Source organism: Salinirubrum litoreum (genome assembly GCF_020567425.1).
GTDB classification, from domain to species: domain Archaea; phylum Halobacteriota; class Halobacteria; order Halobacteriales; family Haloferacaceae; genus Salinirubrum; species Salinirubrum litoreum.
In genome coordinates this window covers 1,388,194-1,410,752 of sequence record NZ_JAJCVJ010000002.1, presented here as the reverse complement: position 1 = coordinate 1,410,752, position 22,559 = coordinate 1,388,194, and the positions used below count along the sequence as shown (strand labels likewise).

24 protein-coding genes are annotated in these 22,559 nt (G+C 68.3%); 10 read left to right on the top strand and 14 right to left on the bottom strand.

What is annotated here, in order from left to right; all coding sequences use genetic code 11:
* Positions 1-7: 7 nt before the first annotated feature.
* The 4 genes from LI337_RS15690 to LI337_RS15675 form a co-directional block, all read right to left on the bottom strand.
* A complete protein-coding gene (locus LI337_RS15690; RefSeq protein WP_227230826.1) occupies positions 8-1,426 on the bottom strand; it encodes a DUF6498-containing protein in 1,419 nt (472 codons plus the stop codon).
* 171 nt (positions 1,427-1,597) lie between these two features.
* Entirely contained in the window at positions 1,598-2,356 is a 759-nt protein-coding gene (locus tag LI337_RS15685; RefSeq protein ID WP_227230825.1) for a universal stress protein, read from the bottom strand.
* 1 nt (position 2,357) lies between these two features.
* On the bottom strand, positions 2,358-3,785 hold the full coding sequence (locus LI337_RS15680) for an APC family permease (RefSeq protein WP_227230824.1): 1,428 nt from the start codon (positions 3,783-3,785) through the stop codon (positions 2,358-2,360).
* A gap of 77 nt (positions 3,786-3,862) precedes the next feature.
* Positions 3,863-4,348, bottom strand: coding sequence for an Lrp/AsnC family transcriptional regulator (locus LI337_RS15675; protein ID WP_227230823.1), 486 nt, complete (start codon positions 4,346-4,348; stop codon positions 3,863-3,865).
* A 334-nt stretch (positions 4,349-4,682) separates the two neighbouring features.
* Here LI337_RS15675 and LI337_RS15670 point away from each other — a divergent pair, with 334 nt between their 5' ends.
* Positions 4,683-6,860, top strand: coding sequence for a universal stress protein (locus tag LI337_RS15670; RefSeq protein WP_227230822.1), 2,178 nt, complete (start codon positions 4,683-4,685; stop codon positions 6,858-6,860).
* A 102-nt stretch (positions 6,861-6,962) separates the two neighbouring features.
* Here LI337_RS15670 and LI337_RS20215 read toward each other — a convergent pair whose 3' ends face one another.
* Positions 6,963-7,745, bottom strand: a complete 783-nt coding sequence (locus tag LI337_RS20215) for a CPBP family intramembrane glutamic endopeptidase (RefSeq protein ID WP_227230821.1) — start codon at positions 7,743-7,745, stop codon at positions 6,963-6,965.
* A gap of 135 nt (positions 7,746-7,880) precedes the next feature.
* Here LI337_RS20215 and LI337_RS15660 point away from each other — a divergent pair, with 135 nt between their 5' ends.
* The 6 genes from LI337_RS15660 to LI337_RS15635 all read left to right on the top strand — a co-directional run bounded on the left by LI337_RS15660 (position 7,881) and on the right by LI337_RS15635 (position 11,247).
* Entirely contained in the window at positions 7,881-8,951 is a 1,071-nt protein-coding gene (locus tag LI337_RS15660) for an anthranilate phosphoribosyltransferase (protein ID WP_227230820.1), read from the top strand.
* Positions 8,952-8,981: 30 nt separating this feature from the next.
* Entirely contained in the window at positions 8,982-9,203 is a 222-nt protein-coding gene (locus tag LI337_RS15655; RefSeq protein WP_227230819.1) for a hypothetical protein, read from the top strand.
* Positions 9,204-9,277: 74 nt separating this feature from the next.
* Positions 9,278-9,580: a ribbon-helix-helix protein, CopG family gene (locus LI337_RS15650; RefSeq protein ID WP_227230818.1), complete on the top strand. Its 303-nt coding sequence runs from the start codon at positions 9,278-9,280 to the stop codon at positions 9,578-9,580.
* Positions 9,581-10,120 carry a PIN domain-containing protein gene (locus LI337_RS15645; RefSeq protein WP_227230817.1) on the top strand — a complete coding sequence of 180 codons (540 nt, stop codon included), beginning with the start codon at positions 9,581-9,583 and terminating at the stop codon, positions 10,118-10,120.
* Entirely contained in the window at positions 10,113-10,919 is an 807-nt protein-coding gene (locus tag LI337_RS15640) for an E3 ubiquitin ligase family protein (RefSeq protein WP_227230816.1), read from the top strand. The genes LI337_RS15645 and LI337_RS15640 overlap by 8 nt, the downstream gene beginning before the upstream one ends.
* 52 nt (positions 10,920-10,971) lie before the next feature.
* The gene (locus LI337_RS15635) at positions 10,972-11,247 is read left to right on the top strand and encodes a 4a-hydroxytetrahydrobiopterin dehydratase (RefSeq protein WP_227230815.1); all 276 of its coding nucleotides are present in this window, start codon (positions 10,972-10,974) and stop codon (positions 11,245-11,247) included.
* A 3-nt stretch (positions 11,248-11,250) separates the two neighbouring features.
* Here the strand turns inward: LI337_RS15635 and LI337_RS15630 are convergent, their stop codons facing one another.
* The 4 genes from LI337_RS15630 to LI337_RS15615 form a co-directional block, all read right to left on the bottom strand.
* On the bottom strand, positions 11,251-11,502 hold the full coding sequence (locus LI337_RS15630) for a type II toxin-antitoxin system HicA family toxin (protein ID WP_227230814.1): 252 nt from the start codon (positions 11,500-11,502) through the stop codon (positions 11,251-11,253).
* Entirely contained in the window at positions 11,503-11,772 is a 270-nt protein-coding gene (locus LI337_RS15625) for a type II toxin-antitoxin system HicB family antitoxin (RefSeq protein ID WP_227230813.1), read from the bottom strand. It lies immediately after the preceding gene.
* A gap of 147 nt (positions 11,773-11,919) precedes the next feature.
* On the bottom strand, positions 11,920-12,102 hold the full coding sequence (locus LI337_RS15620; RefSeq protein WP_227230812.1) for a hypothetical protein: 183 nt from the start codon (positions 12,100-12,102) through the stop codon (positions 11,920-11,922).
* Between the two features lie 45 nt (positions 12,103-12,147).
* Positions 12,148-12,468: a DMT family transporter gene (locus LI337_RS15615; RefSeq protein WP_227230811.1), complete on the bottom strand. Its 321-nt coding sequence runs from the start codon at positions 12,466-12,468 to the stop codon at positions 12,148-12,150.
* Between the two features lie 133 nt (positions 12,469-12,601).
* Between LI337_RS15615 and lwrS the strand changes: the two genes are divergently transcribed.
* The 3 genes from lwrS (at position 12,602) to LI337_RS15600 (ending at position 15,839) form a co-directional block, all read left to right on the top strand.
* Positions 12,602-12,985, top strand: a complete 384-nt coding sequence (lwrS, locus tag LI337_RS15610; protein ID WP_227230810.1) for an LWR-salt protein — start codon at positions 12,602-12,604, stop codon at positions 12,983-12,985.
* A 206-nt stretch (positions 12,986-13,191) separates the two neighbouring features.
* Positions 13,192-15,000, top strand: coding sequence for a vWA domain-containing protein (locus LI337_RS15605; RefSeq protein WP_227230809.1), 1,809 nt, complete (start codon positions 13,192-13,194; stop codon positions 14,998-15,000).
* A gap of 131 nt (positions 15,001-15,131) precedes the next feature.
* Complete coding sequence (locus tag LI337_RS15600) at positions 15,132-15,839, top strand: HAD family hydrolase (protein WP_227230808.1); 708 nt, start codon at positions 15,132-15,134, stop codon at positions 15,837-15,839.
* A 36-nt stretch (positions 15,840-15,875) separates the two neighbouring features.
* Here the strand turns inward: LI337_RS15600 and LI337_RS15595 are convergent, their stop codons facing one another.
* From LI337_RS15595 to LI337_RS15575, 5 genes are all read right to left on the bottom strand, one after another.
* The gene (locus tag LI337_RS15595) at positions 15,876-16,700 is read right to left on the bottom strand and encodes a HalOD1 output domain-containing protein (protein WP_227230807.1); all 825 of its coding nucleotides are present in this window, start codon (positions 16,698-16,700) and stop codon (positions 15,876-15,878) included.
* 64 nt (positions 16,701-16,764) lie between these two features.
* Positions 16,765-18,714, bottom strand: coding sequence for a molybdopterin biosynthesis protein (locus tag LI337_RS15590; protein WP_227230806.1), 1,950 nt, complete (start codon positions 18,712-18,714; stop codon positions 16,765-16,767).
* Positions 18,711-20,033, bottom strand: coding sequence for a molybdopterin molybdotransferase MoeA (locus tag LI337_RS15585; RefSeq protein ID WP_227230805.1), 1,323 nt, complete (start codon positions 20,031-20,033; stop codon positions 18,711-18,713). The genes LI337_RS15590 and LI337_RS15585 overlap by 4 nt, the downstream gene beginning before the upstream one ends.
* Before the next feature lie 83 nt (positions 20,034-20,116).
* Entirely contained in the window at positions 20,117-21,142 is a 1,026-nt protein-coding gene (locus tag LI337_RS15580) for a sodium:calcium antiporter (protein WP_227230804.1), read from the bottom strand.
* Between the two features lie 86 nt (positions 21,143-21,228).
* Positions 21,229-22,482 carry a GNAT family N-acetyltransferase gene (locus LI337_RS15575; protein ID WP_227230803.1) on the bottom strand — a complete coding sequence of 418 codons (1,254 nt, stop codon included), beginning with the start codon at positions 22,480-22,482 and terminating at the stop codon, positions 21,229-21,231.
* Positions 22,483-22,559: the final 77 nt, after the last annotated feature.

Here is a 22,559-nt window from a genome sequence, read left to right as displayed (position 1 = left end):
CGGTCGGTCAGGGGTGTGCCAGTTTCCAGAGCCCCACCGGGACGACGCCGAGAAGCGGCAGCGTCATCGGGAGAACCACCCACGAGACGGACGGACCGATCGGTGTGGCGACCACGACGACGGCACCGGCGACGAGGAGGACGAGCGATCCGACTGCAGCCCCGACGAACCGACGGTCGAGCGGCGAGAGGTCGGTCGAGTGGACGGGGAGATCGAACGCCTCGACGAAGGTCTCCGGATCACCGACCGGACCGAGTGTCCGCTCGGTCGCGTCCTCGCCCCAGCCAGTCGTCGCGGTGAACGTCCGCGTCCCGAAGTACCGGTCGGCGGGTCGCGTCTCCACGACGGTGACGTCGCGAAGTTCGCCGAGCGGCGTCGTCCACTGTGGCTCGCCGGTCAGGCGATCGTACGCGACGAGTCGGTCGCCCACGCGAGCGTACGTCTCCCACCCGTCCGCGAGAACGACCTCGAGGACGTCGCCGGCGAGCATGAGTCCCAGGAGGGCGAGACCGGCGAGACCGCTCGCGAACCAGAGTGTCGGTGTGGGCTCACCCCCGCCGAGAAACGCGGGGACGCCGAGCCAGACGAACGTCGCCAACACGACGGAGAACGGCCCCGTCTCGGAGACGACACGCCAGACTGCGGCCGCGACGACCGACCGCTGATCGACGTCGACGGTGGCCGACGGGTCCCCAGGGGGCACGTCGACCGGGTCGGCCGTGGTGTCGCTGTCGGGACCGGAGAGCCACCCGGTGAGTCGGCCGCCGACGCCGCGTTCTGCACGGGCCCCGGACCACTCGAAGAGCACCTTCGCGATCACGAACACGACGAGGACCGGCGTCGCTCCCCCCAGCGTGACGACGAACAGGAAGACAGAGAGGAGAAGGCCCGTGCGGGCCGGACGCTCGACGACCGCGTACGGGGAGACCGTCGCGTACCGGCCGCGCCCGAAGTAGGTGGTGGCCGTCTCGACGACCTGCCCGGCGACCAGCGTGACGACACCGAGCAGTACCGCCGGCCGGCCGAGTACCTCGCGGACTGCTACGACCGCCGAGACCGGGGCGAGGACGAAGAAGCCGACCCACACGCCCCCGCTGACGACCGCGACGGCGAACGGGACGTTCCGGGGAGAGATCGGCGGTAATCGCTCGTGGACGGTGACACTGCCTCGTTTCGCCGTGAGGTCGCTCCCGGCGACGTCGAAGACGCCGTTCTCACGGTCGGCGGCGGGCGGTGTCCCGGCGAACAGCGCCTTCACCCCCGCGAGCGGTAACGCCACCAGGAGTTCGAGCGCGTAGACGGCGACGAGCGTCTCGGGGTCCCAGCCGAACCAGATCACCCCCGCGAGGGGGAGCACGTTGGCGACGAGGACGGGGAGAAACCCGATCCCAGTCTGCTGGGCGTCGCCGTCTCGGGTGGGAGCCATCGGTCGAACTCACCGTCAGTGACAGATACGTCTGGTGGAACGTGACAGATACGTCTGGTAGAACAGGTCTCGCGCGTCTGTCTGGTGGAGGAGGTCTCATCGCACCGGGAGAAGGCGAGCGCGGCGCATCCTGACGACCGGGACGCCCTCGCGACCGACCGGTCCCGTGACCTACGCGAGGTCGTCCTGGGCGTCGTCGTCCCCGTCCGCCTCCGGCGGTCGCTCGCGCTGGACCACCAGCACCGGGCCGAGGAACCGCTCGGCGACCTGCTCGGTCGGCATCCCGAAGAGGAGCGTCGTCAGCGACGGGTCCGTCTCGCCCATGACGACGGCGTCGTACGACTCGGCGGCCTCGACGATGGCGTCGAGTGCCGTCTGCTCGCGACCCACTTCGGTAGTGATCGCGGACGCGGCCATCCCGAGTTCGACGAGGCGGTCGCCGACGCTGTCCAAGAGGAGGGTCACGTCGTCGTCGGACTCGTCGCCGCCGGCGACGTGGTACAGCGTCACGTCGGTCTCCGTGTCGGCGAAGAGGCCGGCGACGAGACGGGCGGTGCGGTCGGCACCCACCGTCCCCCGGAGCGCGACGAGGACGTCCTCGGGCGGGCCGGTCGCGTTCGGGACGAGGACAGCCAGACAGTCGTGTTCGTACACGAGTCGGTCGATCGTCGTCTGGCCGTCGCGGGTGAACACGAGGCGACGTTCGACGGTCGCGCCCGCCTCCGTGAAGATCGCCTCGAGTTCGTCGAGTCGGGCGCGCGCCCGCTCCTCGAACTGGAGTCGGGCCTGTCCCGGCGCGGTCTGTTCGGGCACGACGTGGTAGCCCAGGAGAACCACGTTGGCGTTCGCCAGCAGTTGCGGGACGCCCTCCGGGATCGACTCACCCTGCAGGACCCGAACCGGGACGAGGACGGACGGTCTGGCTGTCATCTCAGATATCCCCCTTCAGGCTCACGTCGCCAGCGTAATAGCGGTACCAGGCGTACGACGCGACCATCACCGCGACGCCGACGCCGATCGAGGCGAGGTTCATGAACGCGACGAGCGCGAAACTGGCGAGCGCCCCGAGCACCGGGACGACGGGGTGGCCGGGCACCCGGAAACTCGGGTCGTACCACGCGGGCGAGCGGCGGCGCAGTCCGAGCATCGCCACGCAGATCAGCCCGTACATCACCAGGTGGAGAAAGGAGGCGACCTCCGCGAGCAGTTCGACCCGGCCGGTCGAGACCAACACGAGGATCGGCCCACCGGCCGCGAGCAGCGCGACGTGGGGCGTGCCGTACCGGAGGTTCACCTCGCTCGCTCGCCGGGGGAGCAGGGCGTCCCGGCTCAGCGCGTACACCGCACGGGAGGCGCTGAGGATCGACGCGTTCGCACTGGAGAACGTCGCCAGCAGGCCGGCGAAGAGGATGGCGACCGCGCCCGGCAGGCCGAGGAACTCCCGTGCCACCTCGACCATCGCCGTCTCGCCGAACGTCCCCAGCCGTGCCGCGCCGAACGCGCTCGTCGCGACGAAGATCGTCGCCACGTAGAACACCGTGACGACGAGCACCGACCCGACCATCGCCAGCGGGAGGTTCCGACCCGGCTGTTTGATCTCGCCGGCGACGGTCGCCACCTGCGCGAAGCCGAGATAGGATGTGAACACCAGCGCCGCCGTGGTGAACACGGGGAACGCGCCCTGCGAGAAGAACGTCTCGGGGGCAGTCGTGCGCCCGAAGACGCCGAGTGCGTCGAGGATACCGTAGGAGAGAAAGAGCGTCAACACGACGAGCAGGACGGCGACGACGCCGTTCTGGAGGGCGGCGGTGTTCTCGGTCCCCCCGATGCTCAGTGCCGTCAACGCGACGCCGAAGAGGAGACCGACCGCGACGACGGGGTCAACGCCGAGGCCGATCCCGAGTTCGGCGAACACCGCAGCCACGTAGTGGCCGAGCCCGACGAGGTAGAACGCCGAGGCGAAGACGAGGCCGAGCCACAGACCGAGTCCCACGACGGCCCCGTAGGCCGTCCCCATCCCACGGGAGATGAAGTAGTAGCCGCCCCCGCTCCGGGGCATCGCGGTCGCCAGTTCGGAGGTCGGCAACGCCACCAGAAGCGCGATGCCGCCGCCGATGGCAAAGGAGAGTGTCGCCGCGAGACCGGCGTTCTCGGCTGCCAGTCCCGGAAACACGAAGATGCCCGCGCCGATCATCGTCCCGATGCCGATGGCGAGTCCGCCGACGAGACCGATCGTCCGTTCGAGTTCGGCGTCGCCGTGGACCGTCGTCTCGTCGGTGACGCCCGTGGGCTCCGGTGCGGGGCGCTCGCCCGCGACGTTCTCGCCTGCCGCCTCGGTGTCGAGGTCCGGCCCGACCATGGCGAAAGCGTTCTCGAAGACGATGAAAAAACCTCGCGTCGGCGCGACCGGGGCGGAACTGGCGGTCGAGTCGGCGGTCAGTCCGGCGTGTCCGTCGCCGCGTCGTCGAGGAAGCCGTGATACGGACAGACGTACTCGTCTCTGATGATCTGTTCGTCGACGATGTCGAGACCGAGCGAGTCGAGTTCCTCGGCGATCCGGTTGAGGTCGTCGTGACTCTCGCCGATGGCGTTGACGTAGACGTTGCGCTTGCCGGTCATGATCTCGCGGACCGCCGTGACGCCGTGGACCTCCCGCGCCCGACTCGCGAGGTCGCCTCGCTGCGTGACCGGCGCGGTACAGATGATCTTGGTGTACAGCGGATAGCCCGCCAGATCGTAGTCCACGTCGACGTAGTAGCCCCGGATGACACCGCTCGCTTCGAGTTTGTTGAGCCGTGTCCGGACGGTGCTCGGAGACAGATCGAGGTGGTCTGCGATGTCACTGGACGACGTTCGACGAGCGTCCTGCTGCAGGTAGTAGAGGATCGACCGGTCGATCGCGTCCAGTTCGCCGTCTCTCATGTCCTGAGTCGTTCGACTGTCGTCTGTTTAGTACCCCCGCTTCCGCGACCCCTCGAGCGAGGCGACCGACGACGCCGGACGGGTCGCACCACTCACAGAGCGTGAAGACAGCTCGTCGAATTATCCATGATCTTTTGACGATCCGTCATCGGAATCGCTCCTTTTATCCCGAACTGTCTTCAACGGAGAGACAACTGGGACACAGACAGATGTCTACGACTATCGGTCAGATACCGCACGTATCGACACAGAACTCCACGAACGACGCCACGGTGCTGGCGGCGGCCGCCACGGCGGGGCTGCCCGACCGACGCCCGGACGGAGCTCCGACCGGATGAAGGAGCTCCAGCGCGACCTCGGACTCCCGTCGGTCCTGGCGATCAGTATCGGGGCGATGATCGGGAGTGGTATCTTCATCCTCCCGGCGCTCGCACTCGAGATCGCCGGACCCGCGGTGATCCTCGCGTACCTGCTCGCCGGGCTACTCGTCGTCCCGGCGGCGCTGTCGAAGTCCGAGATGGCGACCGCGATGCCGGAGGCCGGCGGGACGTACATCTACATCGAGCGTGCGATGGGCCCGCTCCTCGGGACGATCGCGGGTGTCGGGACGTGGTTCTCGCTGTCGTTCAAGGGCGCACTCGCGCTCGTCGGCGGTGTGCCGTATCTCCTCTTACTGTTCGACCTCCCGTTACAGCCGGTCGCGCTCGGCCTGGCCGCGGTGCTGATCCTGGTGAACCTCGTCGGGGCGAAACAGACGGGGCGGCTCCAGTTGGCCATCGTCGTCGTGATGCTGGCGGCGCTCGGCTGGTTCGCCGCCGGGAGCGCACCGAGCGTGCAGTCGGGCAACTACGCCGGCTTCTTCGACTCGGGCGTCGGCGGTCTGCTGGCGGCGACCGGCCTGGTGTTCGTCTCCTACGCCGGCGTCACCAAGGTCGCCAGCGTCGCCGAGGAGGTCGAGAACCCCGACCGGAACATCCCGCTCGGCATCCTCGGCTCGCTGGTCTTCACGACGCTGCTGTACGTGGGGATCGTGGCGGTGCTCGTCGGTGTCACCGACCCGGGGAGCGTCGCCGGGTCGCTGACGCCGGTGGCCGTCGCCGCCGAGGCGACGCTCGGACAACTCGGCGTGATCGCAGTGATCCTCGCGGCGATTCTCGCACTGATCTCGACGGCGAACGCGGGTATCCTCTCGTCGTCCCGGTACCCCTTCGCGATGAGCCGCGACAAACTCGCCCCGCCGTCGCTGTCGACGATCAGCGACCGGTTCGGGACGCCTACCGCCTCGATCACGCTCACGGGCGCGGTGCTCCTCGTGCTCATCGCGTTCGTCCCGATCCTGGAGATCGCCAAACTCGCCAGCGCGTTCCAGATCATGGTGTTCGCGCTGATCAACGTCGCCGTCGTCGCCTTCCGTGAGGGGAGCACCGAGTACGACCCGGCCTTCCGCTCCCCGCTGTACCCGTACGTCCAGATCTTCGGGGTTGTGACCGGCGTCCTGCTCCTCACACAGATGGGGACCGTCGCGCTCGCCGGCGCTGTACTCATCGTCGTCGGGAGCGTCGTCTGGTACCTCGGCTACGTCCGCCCGCGGGTCGACCGCGAGGGGGCGGCCACGGACGCCATCCGCCGGCAGGTCGGCCGTGACGCGTTGACCGACGTCGAGTCGACGATCGACACGGCGACGCGCGAGGTGCTCGTCGCGTTCACGAAGGACGTCGACGAGGGACGCGAGCGCGCACTCGTCTCGCTGGCGGCCGACCTCGTCCGGGGTGACGGCGGCCGCGTGGTCGCCGTCCGGTTCGACGAGATTCCCGACCAGGCACCGCTCACGGCGGACGCGACGGTCCAGTCGTCGGCGGACGTCTCCTTCGAGTCCCGGATGACGGCGCTCTCGACGGACTTGGGTGTCGATATCGAGGGCGACGAGGTCGTGAGCCACGACACGAAACACGCGGTCGTCAACTTCGCCGACGAGCGCGGCGTCGACACCGTCGTCGCCGAACACGAACCGCTGCGCCTCCGGTCGCGGCTCGTCGGCGACCCCGTGGACTGGGTCGTCCGACACGCCCCGTGTGACGTGCTCCTCGTCGACAACCTCGGCTACGAGGCCCCGACCAGCGTCGCCCTCTCCGGGGTGAACGCGCCCTACCCGCCGCTCGCGGTGACCGTCGCCGAGGCCGTCGCCGCCGCGAACGACGGCACGATCTCGCTGTGGCACCCGGTCGGCGGCGACAGTTCCGACCAGCGCCGGCGCACGATCGACGAGTATCAGGCCGAACTGTCGGCGATGCTCGACGTGCCGGTGGAGTCCGAGTCGATCCGGACCGACGGCGGCCGACCGCCCCGTCCGGACCTCCTGGTGCGCCGTGGTACGGCTACCGGCCCCTTCGACGCGCTGTTGGACGACCGCCCGGCCTTCCCGACGCCGGGGTGTACGACGGTCACCGTCTACCCCCACGAGTCTACACGGCCGTCGCTCACGCGCCGACTCGGCGAGCGACTCACCTTCTGAGCGGGAGTCGGCGGGACACGTCTCTCGCCGTACTCACTCGGGACACCGGGAGCCGGGTCGATCGGTGTCCACGCGGAACACCGACACCTCGCCGACCGACACTCACCCACCCACGACACCGACGACCAGCAGTCCCAACCACAGCGCGTTGCCGAGGCCGTGGACGACGATCCCGGCCCACGTCGACTCGTACCGCTGGACGAGATACGGCGTCACCAGGCCGGTCGGCAGCAGTCCGACGAGGGTCCACCACATGAACGCGTGGACCGCGACGACCCACAGCAGGCCGTTGACGAGCCACGCCCACCGACCGAAGACGGCCTCCTGTCGCGGCAGGAGGTAGCCCCGCCAGAGCAGTTCCTCGCCGCCGACGTTGATCACGAACGCCACCGTCCAGACCGCGACGACCCACCAGGCACCCGCCAGCGTGACGCCCATGAACTCGGTCGGTGGGACCGCGAGGCTCACGCGCGGGTCGAACAGCGCCGGCAGCACCGGCGGGACGGGAAGCGGGAGCGTCGCGACCAGCACCCCCGCGACCGGTTCGAGCAGACCTTCGAGCAGGAGCACGCCGACCGCCGCCCCGACGAAGATCAGCCACTCGCGGCGACTCGGCCGGGCGAGACGGAATCGGGCGACGAGTGCCGCGCGTCGCCAGCGACCGCCGGCGCGTCGGTAGGCCCCGAGTGCGACGAGCAGGCCGGCGAGGATCGGCAGAAAGAGCGCGCCGGAGAAGGCGAACAGGAGCGGGACACCCTGGGCGACCAGCCACGGAACCACGAAGTGGATACCGAGGAAGATGGCCGCGCCGACCGCGAGGAAGTACGGGAGCGTCTCGACGCGGGACGGCGTGCTGGTGCGGGAGGTGGCGAGCGGAGAGGACACGTGTCTGTGGTGTGACGCTCCGGGCGATGAACGTTTCGGCGGCCACGCGGGAACGGACCCTCCCGATGGAACACACGCCGGATCCTGTCCTCCGATAGCGGGACGTTTTTCCTCACCGCGTCCCACGTCTCACACATGGCAGAAGCGACCCAACAGTTCGGTGAGTGGCCCCTGAAGCGGTTGATGACGGAGGTCGTCGGCTCCGGCACCAAGTCCGCCGAGGACATGACCCGCGCGCAGGCGACCGAAGCCTTCGAGCGCATCCTCGCGGGCGAACCGGACCCGACGACGCTCGGTGCCTTCTGGCTGGCGAACCGGTGGAAGCACAACGTCCCCGAGGAACTGTCGGCGTACGCCGACGTGATGTGTGAACGCGTCGAGTACGCAGAACCGGACGCCGACCCCGTGGACTGCGGCGCGAACTACGACGGGAAGGGCGAGACGGCGATTCTGGGGCCTGCGGCCGGTATCGTCGCGGCCGCCGCCGGGACGCCGGTCGTCGCCCACTCCGGCGACCGCGTGCCGACCCAGAAGCAGGACGCCTACAAACACGTCCTCGACGACCTCGGGGTCCGGACGGAACTCCAGCCGAGCGAGTCGGCGGACATGGTCGACGAGACCGGCTTCGGCTTCTACTACCAGCCGGCGTTCAACCCCGCGATCCACGACCTGTGGGAGCGGCGCGATCAGATGGGCGTCCGGACGTTCGTCAACACCATCGAGACCATCGCCAACCCGGCGAACACCGACGTCCACCTCGGCTCGTTCTACCACCTCGCCTTTGCCAAGAAGATGATCGACACGTTCCGCGGTTCGGAGCGACTTGACGTCTCCCGCGTGGTCATGTTCCAGGGGATGGAGGGGTACGACGACATCCGGCCCGGCTACACGAAGGTCGCCGAGTGGAGCGAGGGAAGCGAGTTGGACGACTTCGAGATCGAGACCGCCGAGTACGGCATGGACATGGAGACCGAGGACCTCGAAGTGAATCCCGACGACGTGGCCGGCGACTCCGCGACGATCACGCGGGAGGTGCTCGCCGGCGACCGCGAGGACGCCTTCGCGGACGCCATCGCGCTGAACGCCGCTGTCCGGATGTACGCGCGCGAGGACGTCGAGACGCTGGACGCCGGACTGGCGGAGGCGCGGGCCGTCATCGCAGACGGGTCGGCAGAGGCAGTGCTCGAAGACCTGCAGGCGTTCTGACCCGGCACAGAACAGTTATTCTCGGGCGGTGTGTTCCGAGATACGATAGTCTCCGACAGACTACAACTCGTGGTCGGCGCGTTCGTCGTTGTCCTCCTCGGCGGACTCGCGTGGCTGTACCTGATCGCCGCCGAACGGGCCGGCCTCGGCACGCTGATCGATCCCGTGTTCGTGTTCATCGCTCTGGCGATGACCGGGTTTCTCGGATTCGGCTACGTGCTCGGTGAGCGACTGCAGGACGAGGGGGAGTAGTCGGTAGCGACACGCGCCGGTCGTGAGCGAGCCGGCGCCAAACTTTTACCTTTGTATGTACGACGTATGTACAAATGAGTAGCAAACGAGTCAACTTCCGATTACCCGAGAAGCTGGTCGAACAGGCTGACATCGCCGCCGAGGTGACACACAAGAACCGAACCGAGATCCTGACCGAAGCACTCCAGCAGTATCTCGACGAGAAGGAGTCCGACGAACAGTTCCGAGAGTCTGTAGTCGAACTCTACCTCGACGGAACGATTGGCTTCGACGCACTCGTTGCGATAATCGGTCGGCAAGACGCCGAGTCGGTCCGCGCCTCGAAGGAGCTACTCGACGAGGGGGAGCGACTGGCCGACGAACTCGCCGATCAGTAGATGATCGTCGTAGACACGAGTGCGTTCGTCTCGTTGGGTGTCGGCGACGTTCTCCATCCAATCGCCCGCGAGTTCGACCTCGGAACGACGAAGACGATAGTCACAGAGTTAGAAGAGACAGCTGAGTACGACGACAGACACGGTCGGGCGGCGGCTGTCGCGCTCGATGTGGTGTCCGAGATGACGGTCGTCGACAGTACCGACGAGTCGCTCGTAACGAGTCGAATCGACGCAGGTGAAGCGAGTTGTGTTGCGGCAGTCCGAAATCACGGAGCAACCTTTCTCGTTACAGATGACTTCCGAGCACTGCCGGAGTTGCAAGCGCTCGTAGATGCCGATGTCGCACTCTCGCCGATTTTGCTTCGAGCGTCGGTACGAAGGAGCGTTCTTACAGAGGCCCAAGCGAGAGCCGCACTACAGACAATCGCAGACGAACGCGACTGGCTCGGTGCGCCGATCTATCGGTACGCTCGGCGACTGTTCAAGTTGGCGGCAGGGTCGGATGACACGGAACCATCGGGGGTAGAGAACGATGGTTAACCCCGTCTTCCTCGTCGCCGGTCTCCTCCTCTCGGTACTCGGCGCGTGGCTCCTCTACACCGGTCGGACTCGCAAACGACAGCGCGAGGTCATGGAGTCGACGGCCACCAGCCAAATCTCGACACTCACCGAAGGTCCCGCGGAGATCACGGGCACCGCCAAACCGACCGAGGAACACGGCACCGCACCTGCCCCGTTCACCGGCGAGGACTGCCTCGTCGCCGAGTGGGAGGTCGAAGAGTGGGACGAAGACGACGACGGCGGGCGCTGGTGGTCGAAAGGCGAGGGTGTCGACGGCGTCCCGTTCCTCGTCGAGGACGACTCCGGCGAGGTGCTCGTCCGGCCCCAAGGCGCGACACTGGAGATCGACTGGAGCGACCGGCAGACCATCGAAGTCGGGAGCACGGACCCACAACCCGATCACGTCCAGGCGTTCATCGCCCGTGCCGACACACCCGGTCAGCCGGATCGCCCGCTGATCGCGGCACTCGACTGGGGGACACAGGAGGGCGACCGGCGGTACACCCAGCGACTCGTGCGACCGGGCGAGCAGGTGTACGTCTACGGGACGGTCCAGAAGAAGCCCGAAGACGAACACGTCTGGGGTGGCAACGTCCGGAATATGCTGATCCAGAAGCTTCCCACCGACGCGGCCGGCGAGGAGCCACTGTTTCTCATCTCCGACAAGTCCGAAGCCGAGTTGGTCGAGGATCGGTCGCTGGCGACGGTCCGGATCGTCGCCGGCGCGGTCGCCGGGGTGCTCGGTGCGGTGGCGCTCGTCTTCGGTCTCGTCGGGTGACCCGACCGGCGACGGGCACATCCTTTATTCCCGCGCCGAGCGACAACCGGGTATGGGTGAACTACTGTCCGACGAGGAGATCGAATCGCAACTGCCCGAGGACTGGGAGCGCGAGGACGACGAGATCGTCCGCATCTACGAGTTCGACGACTACCTCGACGGCGTGTCGTTCGCCACGACGGTCGGGGAGATCGCAGAAGAGGAGTGGCACCACCCCGAGATCCGCATCCACTACAAGAAGGTCGAAGTGCGCTTCACCGACCACGAGGCTGGCGGCATCTCCGATCAGGACGTGCGACTCGCCGAACTGGTGAACGCCGAGTTCTGATCGTCAGCTGTTACTGTCTATCCAGTCGCAGAAGGCGCCGAAGTCGTTCGCGCCAGCACTATCGGCGATTTCTCGAAGTGTTCCAGTTCGTAACTCGTCGTGGAGGGGGACTGTCACCTGCCGGCGGTCGGTGTCGTTCGTCGGGTGTTCGTAGTGCAGTTGTGCGTGATCCCCGGTCGTTCGACGCCACTCGAATCCACCGACGTTCACGAGTACTTTGACGACTTCGAGACCCGAGAACGTTCGTCGGGCCATCTACTCCAGCACGTCAGGTGGGGCCTGCGTCCCCGTCTCGTTGTCTTCGGGGTCGATTCCGGCCGCCCGGAGTTCGTCGTCGGTCGGTTCACGACCGATCTCTCCCCTGTGGAGCGCGACTGCCTCGTCGAGATTCGAGAGTGCCGACTCGCGCGACTCTCCCTGTGTGGTGACGCTTGTCTCGACGTGTCTGGCGATCCACCAGTCGTCCTCGGGCCACAGCCGAATTTCGTCGGTGTGGTCGTCGGCGTCTCGGGAGGTGCTGGCCATCGATTACGAGTACGGGCGGAACGGGATAAGTATCCAGCGACAATCTGCCTCAGACCGCAACGCGGTGACGACCCCGAGGTCGGCGGCATCTCCGATCAGGACATTCGGCTCGCCGAACTGGTGAACGCGGAGTTCTGACTACGTCTCTCAGGTACTTCGGTCCCTCGGTCCCCGTTCGAGTCGGCGTCGGAGATACCACCGGACGAGGAGGTATCCACCACCGACTGCGAGCAGGAAGACAGCGAGTGGGAACCAGAACACCAGTGCCAGTGGGACGACGATCAGGAGGACGACGAGGAGGAGGACCGCGAGCGGGGAGTTTCGGGGCACGGCACCCGATTCAGGCGAGCGATACAAGAGTCGGTCGTCTTCGAGTCACGCGCCCGAGACGGAGTGCAGACCGACGATGCCGACGACGATCAGGCCGATAAATCCTGCTCGGACCAGGGTCGCCGGTTCGTCGAACAGCACGACCCCGAGCGTCGCGGTCCCGACCGCACCGATCCCGGTCCAGACCGCGTAGGCCGTCCCGACCGGGAGGTCCTGTACCGCCCGCGCGAGCAACACCACGCTGACGAGCATCGCCAGTCCGGTGGCGACGGTCGGCACCGGCCTGGTGAACCCCTCGGAGTACTCCAGTCCGATCGCCCACGCGATCTCGAACAGTCCCGCGAGCAGGAGCAGATACCACGACATACCGCCCGAGTCGGTCCGGGTCGGCCTGTGACTTTCGCTCCCGTGGTGGCCTGCGACCGCCGACGCACGACAGCGACCACCGATCACCGGCCGACGCCAGAACGCCGAAGACCGCAGACGTCGAAGTCCCCCTATGCACGCCGAGTACGTCTTCCGCGTCCGGTTCCGTCTCGCACCCGAGGGAGGGGTGTCGGTCGCCCCCGCAGAGTTCGAGACGGTCCTGCGCGTCCCGGCAGTCGAACCGGGCGATCCCGACGACGAGTGGCTGTTCTTCCGCGACAACTGCTGGCGCGGCGAGGTGGCCGACGAACGACACCTCCGGGACCGCGCCGAGGAACTGCTGGGCGTGCCGGTCGTCGCTGTCACCTTCTCGGAACTGGCGACCGACGAGGCGTACCTCGACGCGCTGAAAGCGGCCATCGCCGAGGACGTCGATCAGTTCGGCGACGACACCGCCTCGCGGGTGCTGACGACCTACCTCGGGAGTTCGATCCGGGTCGTTGACGACGAGGCCTGAATCGGCGTCGGCGACCGATCCGGAAGCGACGACCGACACGACGTGGGCGAGCGACACGACCCGAGTCGCCAGCGTGGTCCGTGGCAAACTCGTCCAGTATGTACTGCTTACCAGGCATCTAAGCGGTACGTAGCCGTCTCTACCGACTGGTTAGTCTACCGACACTCGACCTATACCTATACCGATATGTCGCCTGCGAAGGGGTGATGACGGACTACAGCATCTCACGCCGCTCGGTCCTCGCGGGCCTCGGCACAATCGGCATCGCCTCCGCAGGCGCTGGACTCGGCACGACCGCCTTCTTCAGCGACGAGGAACAGGTCTCCGCGTCGCTGCAGGCGGGCAAGATCGACCTCAAACTCGACTACCGCGCGACGTACCTCCCGTGGAACCGCGCGACCGAGTTCGACTCGTTAGGCCTGATCCCCGACACCGACCTCGACGGCGATGGCGAAGACGACCGCTACGTGCTGGACGAAGTGCCGAACCCGCGCTACAGCACGAGTGAGGCCGCAGAGCGCGACGACGTCGAGGAAGGCGACCTCTACACCGAAGACGACTGGGGCGAACTCACGAAGGCTATCGGCTGTGGCGACGACGAGTCGCTCGGGCTGATCGACGGCGCGGAGGGCGTCATGTTCACCCTCGACGACGTGAAGCCGAAGGACGAAGGCGAGTTCACGCTCTCGCTGCACGCCTGTGACAACCCCGCGTACATGTGGCTGAAGGCAGTCAGCACCGACGACGGCGAGAACGTCGTCTACGAACCGGAGGATTCCAACGGCGACGCCGGCGATGCGGCCGGTGAACTCGACGACTTCGTCTACGTCGAGGCGTGGTACGACACGAACTGCAACAACCTGCGTGACGGCGGCCAGGGCGTCTCGGCCGTCTTCGTCTCGGACCGCTCCGGCTCGATGACCCCCGCGCGACAGACCGCACAGGCACAGGGCCTGCGGAACCTGCTCGAGGTGTTCAACCCGGACGGCGCGACCGACGACCTCGGCGACAACTACCTCGGCCTCGTCAGCTACGGCGACCGCCCGCTCGTTGCCGAGCGACGCACCTCCAGCCTGACGAACTCCGAGAGCGACTTCGAGGCCGCGATCGCTGACCTCGAAGCGGCCGACTACACCGGCGGCACCGGCGCGTACTACGGCCTCGACGCCGCACGACAGCTATACGCCGAAGCCGACCCCGCAGTCGCGGACACCGACAAGTACGTCGTGCTGTTCACCGACGGTCGGTTCAACGACGAGCCGTCCGCGAGCGACGACGACGGCTTCGAGGGTGCGACCCGGTCGCCCGAGGCCGGTGCGACCGAGATCGATCGCGCCCGCAACACCGTCCTCGCGGCCATCGACGACCTCCGCGCGGCGGTTCCGGACGTCACGCTCGTGACCGTCGGCATCGGTTCCGCGATCGAATCGCCCAGCGACCAGCAGTTCCTCGCGGACATCGCCGACGAGAACGCCGCCGGCGAGACCCTGTTCTTCGCCGACGTGGAGGACTTAGAACGCCTCATCACCGAGGTCGCTCGGACGCTCTTGCCCGATATCCTGCTGTACCGTGGCTCGCTCGCGGGCTTCCTCGACGCCGCCGACGGCGGCATCGCGCTGAACCCCCTCCAGACCGAGAACGTCCGGGTGGACGCGACCGGCGACGACGCGACCTGTGTCGACCCGGGTGTCACCTGCATCGCGGTCAACTGGTACCTGCCGTGCTACAACGAGCAGTCCGCCGAAGCGTGGGAGGCCAGCGGCCGTGGCTTCAGCCAACTGCCCTCCTCTCGCCCCGGTCTCGAAGACCAGGACGACGACGGCATGCTGACGCTGGCCGACGAACTCGTCCAGTTCGGTGGCTTCGACGCCGCCGACCTCGACAACGACGGGCTCATCAACGTCGTCCAGACCGACAGCGCCGGCTTCCGGTTCGACGTGGCTGCCGTCCAGTGCCGCCACAACATGGACAACGCGAACCCCTTCGGCCCCGAACCGGTCTCGGCCGACGAGTAAGCGCCACCACCCGACTGCTGTCTCGTCTTTTCGTAGATCGTGCGTCGACGCCACAGCCACTGCCTACGCCCCGTCGAACGATCTGAAAGGTCAGAAGGTACTTACCGGATAGCGACCTACCTTCGCTCCCGATGGTCGCCGACGACTACGACGTGTGGCTGTTCGATCTCGACGGAACGCTCGTGGACGCGGAGTGGGCGTACACCCGCGAGACGTTCGACCGCGTCGGCGACCGCCTCGGCCGCCACTTTTCGGACCGCGAGGCCGAGGTCCTCTGGCACGGTCTCGGCGGCGCGCGCAACCCACAACTGGAGGCGTGGGGCATCGACCCCGAGGCGTTCTGGCCGGCGTTCCACGCCGTCGAGGACCCGCAGGCCCGCGCCGAGGCGACCTACCTCCACGAGGACGCCGCGCGCTTCGTCCGGCAACTCGACCCGGACACGCCGGTCGGACTCGTCACCCACTGCCAGTCGTTCCTGACCGACCCCGTGCTCGACCACCTCGACATCCGCGACTGGTTCGACACGATCTGCTGTTGCACCGACGAGACCGGCTGGAAACCCGACCCCGCGCCGGTCGAGCGCGTCCTCCGGGAACTCGGTGCGACCGACGGCGACCGGGGTGTGCTGGCCGGCGACGGCGCGAACGACATCGGCGCGGCGTGGAACGCCGGACTGGACGGCGTCCACATCGAACGCCACGATCCGACCCGGAGAGGCCAGTGCGTGCTGGGCGACTACCGCGTGGAGTCGTTCACCGATCTGCTGGACGACGACGACGACATCGTTCCGGCGGAGTCTGCGCGGTCGCTGACCGACGGCGGCCGGCCGGACCGCTGACCGTCGTCGTCCCCCGAACCTATCGGGTCGCGGCGGTCACTCGTCGGCGGACAGATCACGGACCGCGACGGCGCCGCTCCCGGTGACGGCACACTCGAACCCGATGTAGTGGAACCGAACCTGCACGCCGTGGCGGTAGCTCCCGTCCGACCGGGGGCAGACGACGTCGGCGACCGCCTCCGGGTCGACCTCGTGATACAACGACGGGAGCGTCTCCATCTCCGTGTCGGCGATCCCGGCCACCGCCGCGACGACAGACGTGGTGAGTTCCTCCGGATCTTCCCAGTCGTGGAAGCCGACGACCGTCCACTCGGGGCCGAGGTCGGGGATCACTCGCACCGGAGGGTCGCTCGACGCGTCCGGATCGGTGGCCGTGTCCGTCTCTGCGACCGACCACTCGGCGGTCGTCTCGGTCGCTCCACCGGTCGCGGTCCCGTCCGTCTCTCCTGCTGTCTCGTCGGAGTCGTCGGCCGTGTCGGGGGGCGCGCGATCACCGACGACGCGGGAGAGGTGTGCCAAGAGCGTCTCGAAGTCGTTCGCACCGGCCTTCCGGACGTACTCCGTCACCGACCCGCCACGGAGTTCGTCGGTGACCTCGGTGGCCGACTTCGCGGTGAACAGGATCACCGGCAGGTCGGGGTAGTCGCGACCGACCGTCGAGGCGAACGTCTCGCCGTCCGGCAGTCGGACCGAATCGCTGATCACACAGTCGACGCTGGTCTCTGAGAGACGCCGCAGTCCCTCACTCGCCGATTCGGCGGTGATGGCCTCGAAGCGACCGTCACGGTCGAGAACGGACGACGTGAGGGCGAGCAACTCCGGATCGTCGTCGACGTGGAGCACGGTCGTCGTGGCTGACATGATCGTTCCTACGTAAGCAGATGGTAAATAAGTGTGTGGCGGTCGGACACCCCGCTCCCCGCGATCAGACCCGGTCGAATCCCGGTAGCGCGACAACGAGATCGTCGAGAGCGTCGAGTACGGCGTCGAGTGCCCGTACGCCGGGCTTCGCGGCGCGGTCGGGGTTCGCGTGGACGACCACCGACTGTTCGCCGAGTGGGACGAAGCCGAGGCCGAGTCGGTCGGCGGTCGCCCGCAGGCCGAGTCCCGCGTCGGCGTCGCCGGCGTCGACCTTCCGGGCCGGACTCTCGACCGCCTTCACCGTCAACTCGAAGCCGTCGATCGCCGCCACGAGGTCGTGACGCGTGGTACCGCGTTCGTCCGCGAGGGCGGCGACCGCGTTCCCGAGACTCGTCCGGAGCCCCGAGTTCGTGTCGCGGTTGACGAAGCGCAGGTCGCGGTCCACGAGGTCCGCGAGTCCGGCGACGTTTCGGGGGTTGTCGGCGGCGACGACCAGCCCCCACTCGCGGGTCCAGCCCCCGAGTTCGACCGTCTCGACCTCCCGCTCTCGTGGCCCGGCCACGACCGCCACGTCGGGCACGCCGTTCCGGAGGCGGCGCAGTCCCTCGCGGCTCCCGACCGGGAGGTAGCGCGGTCGGTCGAGTCGGTCCAGCAGACGCGACAACAGTGGGTCGTCCTCGCCGACGCCGAAGACCGACGGCGGGCGCACCTCGGGGGAGAACAACTGCACGTCGACCGACTCGCCTTCCGCGAGATACTCGGTGTCCGGGTCGACCGCGACGACGCCGTCCGCCTCGACGAGACTGGTCGTCGCGCCGGAGCCCTTGTCGACCGGGTAGACCAGCGTCTCGCCCGCCTCACTCTCGACGAGGCCGACCGGCATCAGGCGCAAGCGGCCTTCACCGTAGCGCTCCCGGACGGCCATCCGGCCGGTGATCGTGGCGGTCGCCGGTTCGGGGAGGCCGGCCGCCGCCCGGATCGCCGGCGCGACGAACGTCCGGAAGATGGTCAGCGCCGAGACCGGGTAGCCCGGCAGTCCGACGTAAGCCGACTGCGACCGTCCTGCACCACCGTCTTCGGCACCGTCGTCGGTGTCCGCCGACGAGCCAGTTCCGTCGTCCAGTCGCCCGATCAACATCGGCTTGCCGGGCTTGACCGCGACCCCGTGGAGCAGGAGGTCGCCGCGTTCCTCGATGACGCGGTAGATCACGTCCACCGCGCTGGCCGAGGTAGAGCCGGAAGAGAGGACCAGATCACACTCCTCGCTGGCCTGGACGAGCAGGCGTTCCATCTCCGCGTAGTCGTCGCCGGCGTGCGGGTACAGGACTGGCTCACCGCCCGCCTCGGCGACGCCGGCGGCGACCGTGTAGCTGTTCACGTCGTAGATCTGGCCGCGTTCGCTGTGCAACTGCTCGCCGGGGCGGACGAGTTCGTCGCCGGTCGAGACGATACCGACGCGGGGCTTTCTGGCCACCGGCACCTCGTCGACACCGAGCGCGGAGAGGAGGCCGATCTCGCGTGGCGTCAGTTCCGTGCCGGGGCCGAGTGCACGCGCGCCGGCCGCGATGTCCGCGCCGGCGAGCATCACGTGGTCGCCCGGCGCGAGCGAGGTGCGGATCGCGATTCCCGCGTCGACCTCGTCGGTGCGCTCGACCATCACCACCGCGTCGGCACCGTCGGGCATCACCGCGCCGGTGGAGATCTCCGCGCAGGTGCCCGGTTCGACGGTCACGTCCGGTTCCTCGCCGGCGTGGACCTCACCGATCAACTCGAGGACGGCCGGGTCGGCCTCGTCCGCGCCGAAGGTGTCGCGGGCGCGGACCGCGTAGCCGTCCATCGACGCCCGGTCGAAGCCCGGCACGTCCATCCCGGCGTCGATCCGCTCGGCGAGGACACGGCCTCTGGCCTCGGCCAGCGGGACGGTCTCGGTCCCCGGCGAGAGGTCCAGCGAGGCGATGGCCTCGTGGGCTTCCTCGGGCGAGGCGAGGTCGCGGAACTCCTTCCGGTCGCTCACGGCGACCACTCCCAGTCTTCGACCGCGACGGTCGCCTCGGCCGGAATCCCCTCGCTGTCCTCGGGGACGACGACCCACCCGTCGGCGAGGGCGACGCTCGAGAGGACGCCCGATCCGGAGGCCCGCGTCGGGATCGCCTGCGGACGGCCGGCCCGGTCGCTGGCGTCGTCGGTGTCGTCGGTGTCGTCCACGCCTGCGTCCGGGTCCGCACGGTCGGACGCCAGTCGGACGCGGGCGAACGTCCGGACGCCGGGTTCGCTGTCGATCTTCCGGGCGAGGGTCGCCTCGGTGGTCGGGTGGTCCGGTACCGGTGACTCCCGACCGGCGACCGCTCTGATGGCGGGCCGCAGGAACTGCACCGCGTTGACGATGCAGGCGACGGGGTAGCCCGGCAGTGCGAGCACTGGCGTCTCCTCGACGACGCCGAGCGCGACGGGGTGGCCCGGCTTGAGTGCGACCCCGTGGACCAGCACCTCGCCCAACTCGTCGATCACCTCGACCGTGTGGTCGCGCTCCCCGACCGAGGACCCGCCGGTCGTGACAACGACGTCCTTCGTCAGGTCGCGCTGGATCGCGGCCCGGATCGCGTTCGGGTCGTCCGGGACGATGTTACGGTAGGTCGCCTGCCCGCCCCAGCGCTCGACGAGCTGTGAGACGGTCAGGCCGTTCGTCTCGATGACTTCGCCCGGACTCGGGTCGTGCTGGACGATCTCGTCGCCGGTCGGGACGACGCCGACGGTCGGTTCCGCGTACACCTCGGGTGTGTCGATCCCGACCGACTTCAGCAGGCCGAGATCGGAGGGCCGCAGTCGGTGGCCGGGATCGTACAGTCGCTGGCCGACCGCCACGTCCTCGCCCGCGTCACCGACGTTCTCGCCTTCGGCGACCGCGTCGAACACCTCGACTTCGGTGCCGACCGCCTCGGTGTGTTCGATCATGACGACCGCGTCTGCGCCTCCGGGCATCGCGCTCCCGGTGTGGACCCGGACCGCCTCGCCCGGCGGGACGGAGTCGACGTCGGCCGGAGCGGCCGAGTCGGTCTCGGCGTCTGCGTGTTGCCGGAGGATCGCCGGCGAGCGGTCGGACGCGCCGAAGGTGTCCTCGGCGCGGACCGCCCAGCCGTCCATCGCGGCGCGGTCGTACCCCGGCACCGGGACGCCGGCCGTGATCGACTCGGCGAGGACACGGCCGTCGGCGGAGCCGAGCGGGACCGACTCGGTCCGGTCGGTCGACGTCAGGGCGGCGAGCAGTCGCTCGCGCGCCTCGGCGATCCGGGTCCGGTGTTTGAACCCGGATCGCTTCAGGTCGTCGTGGCTCATGACTCGCGGTTGGGAGGCTGTGGGGAAAAGAACACCTGTCGTCTCGGGTGGTGTAGTGTGGGTGTCGCTGTGCTACTCGTCGGTCACAACCGCACCAGATTCGTGACGCCGAGGCTCTCGGAGATCAACCAGACGATGAACACGCCGTAGAAGCCCAACAGCAGATACGACTCGCGCCGGGACAACACCATGTCGGTCCGGAGCACGCCGAAGAAGGCGATGGACGCGACGATGAGAAAGCCCATCATCGGGACGACGACCCCGAAGTCCACCGTCGTCTGGCCCGCCGCGATCACGCCCGCCGGCAACGCCACCAGCAGGGCGAAGATGTTGCTCCCGAGGACGTTCGCCAGACTGACCGAGGCGTTGCCGACCCGCGCGGCCGACACCGAGACGAAGGTGTCCGGGAGACTCGTCCCGGCCGCGACGACCGTCAAGCCCCAGAGGAACGTCGAGGTGCCGAACGCGTCACCCAACCCCACGGCCGCCCGGACGAGGAACTCCGCGCCGACGAGGATCAGGACCAACGAGACGACGAGCATCCCCCACTCTCTGCGCGGGTCGATGCGCCCGGTGTCTATGGGCACGTCCGGGACGTACTCGATGGTGTCGTGGTACTGGATGAAGATGTAGAGGCCGTAGAAGGCGACCGGCGCGAGCGCGAGCCACCAGTACAGCGTCCCGTCCAGTCGCGTCCCGTTGCCGAGCGTCGGGAAGTAGATCACCGCCATCGAGAACGTCAACAGGAGGACGGCGATGGAGAGGATGTAGAACTGCGCTTCCTTGTAGACCAGATCGCGGTTCGACGCGAGACTCCCCTCGCCGAGCAGAGCCGACACCGCCGGGATGACGAGGATGTTGAACACGGCAGAGCCGACGATGGCACCGACGCCGATCTCGAACTCGTTGTAGATCACGGCCGCGATGACGGTACTCGACAGTTCCGGAAACGACGAGCCGACGGCGGCGATGATCGCCCCCTGGACGATGGCCGGCAGGCCGTAGTACGCCCCGAGGCGATCCGAGGAGGCGACGAGTACCTCGCCGCCCTTCCAGGCGAGGGCGGTCCCGGCGGCGGCGAACAACAGGAGGGGCAGTAGGTCGACCACACCCCGAGTACTCCCGGTGCCGACAAAAGAATAGGCGTCTCGCCGCCCAGATCGCCGACAGCGACGATGCCCCGACGCCCGGCGCGTCAGAACCCTTCCCGCAGGTAGACCGGTTCCTTCGGGAACAGCGCGGCCAGCGTCTCGACCGTCTGTTCGGCCGGCGCGTCCCGGTCCGGCCCCGCGACGTCGCCGTAGGACGCCAACTCGCTCGCCGACAGCGACCCGACCGCGAGTTGCGACAGCGGCCCGACCCCGAGGTGGGCGTCCGCACCCGCCTCACTCGTCTCGGTTAGCCACGTCACGGTCCCGCTGCCGTCCGCGACCGAGAGTTCGAAGCGTCCCTCGTTCCAGTCACAGCGCGGGTCGGACACCGACAGCGTGACCGTCGTCGAGACGCCGGCGGGGTACGACAGCGCCGACAGCGCGCGCGCCACGTCCACGATGCGGACCATCGGTCCCGGTCGGATTTCGACGTCGGCCGCGCGCGGATCGGTCAGTCGGTCGAGGAGCGACGTGTCGACCGGCAGCCGGATGCGGACCGACTCCACCTGCGAGTCGTGGTTCCGGCAGAAGCGGTACAGGTGGTCGGTCGCCTCGCGGTCCACGCCCGCGAGTTCGGTCACTGCCATCGTCTTCCCGTCGTCACCCTCGCCTTCCTCGACGCGGTAGACGAGGTAGCCGCGAAGCTCCCCGTCGCGTTCCCAGCCGTAGGCGTAGGGGTCCGACTGCCAGGAGTCGAAGATGCGGTAGCGCCAGAACGCCTCGCTCCGCCGGACCGCCAGCGCCTCGGTCGCCCACTCGTCGCGGACCGACTCGACCGTCTCCCAGTCGTCGGCTGTGAGGCGGACGAACTCGCCGGCCGGGTCGGGGGCGACCGCCGCGAGTGCCTCTGGTGGAAGTGTCACGAGTGCGGTGTCGTTCGACTTCGCCCAGCCGAACCGCCGGTAGAAGTCGTACTCGAAGGGCCACAGGACGGAGAAGTCGACGCCCTCGTCGCGGAACTCCGCGAGCATCTCGTCGAGCATCGTCGCCACGACGCCCGAGCGCCGGATCGTCGGATCGGCGGTGACGACGCTCACGCCGCCGGCGGTGTGCCAGTCGTCGCGGATGCGGGTCGTGAAGTCGTAGTAGCCGCCGGTCGCGTGGAGGTCGTCGGCGGACAACTCGGCGTCCGGCGTCGCCGGGTCGGCGTCGTACATCCCGCGCAGCGTCATCGGTCTCGGTCGGTCTTCGTCGTCGTCCGGTCGCTCCCACGCCGGGCCGTCTTCCGGCCTGAAGGCGTAGCGCACCGCGTCGAAGAACGCCTCGCGGTGCGACTCGGGGACGGAGCGGTAGTCCATGACGGTCGCCACGACGCCCGCCGGTAAAGCGGCATCGTGAGTGTGTGTCACAGTGGCGGGCGCGGAGGACGAGGGGG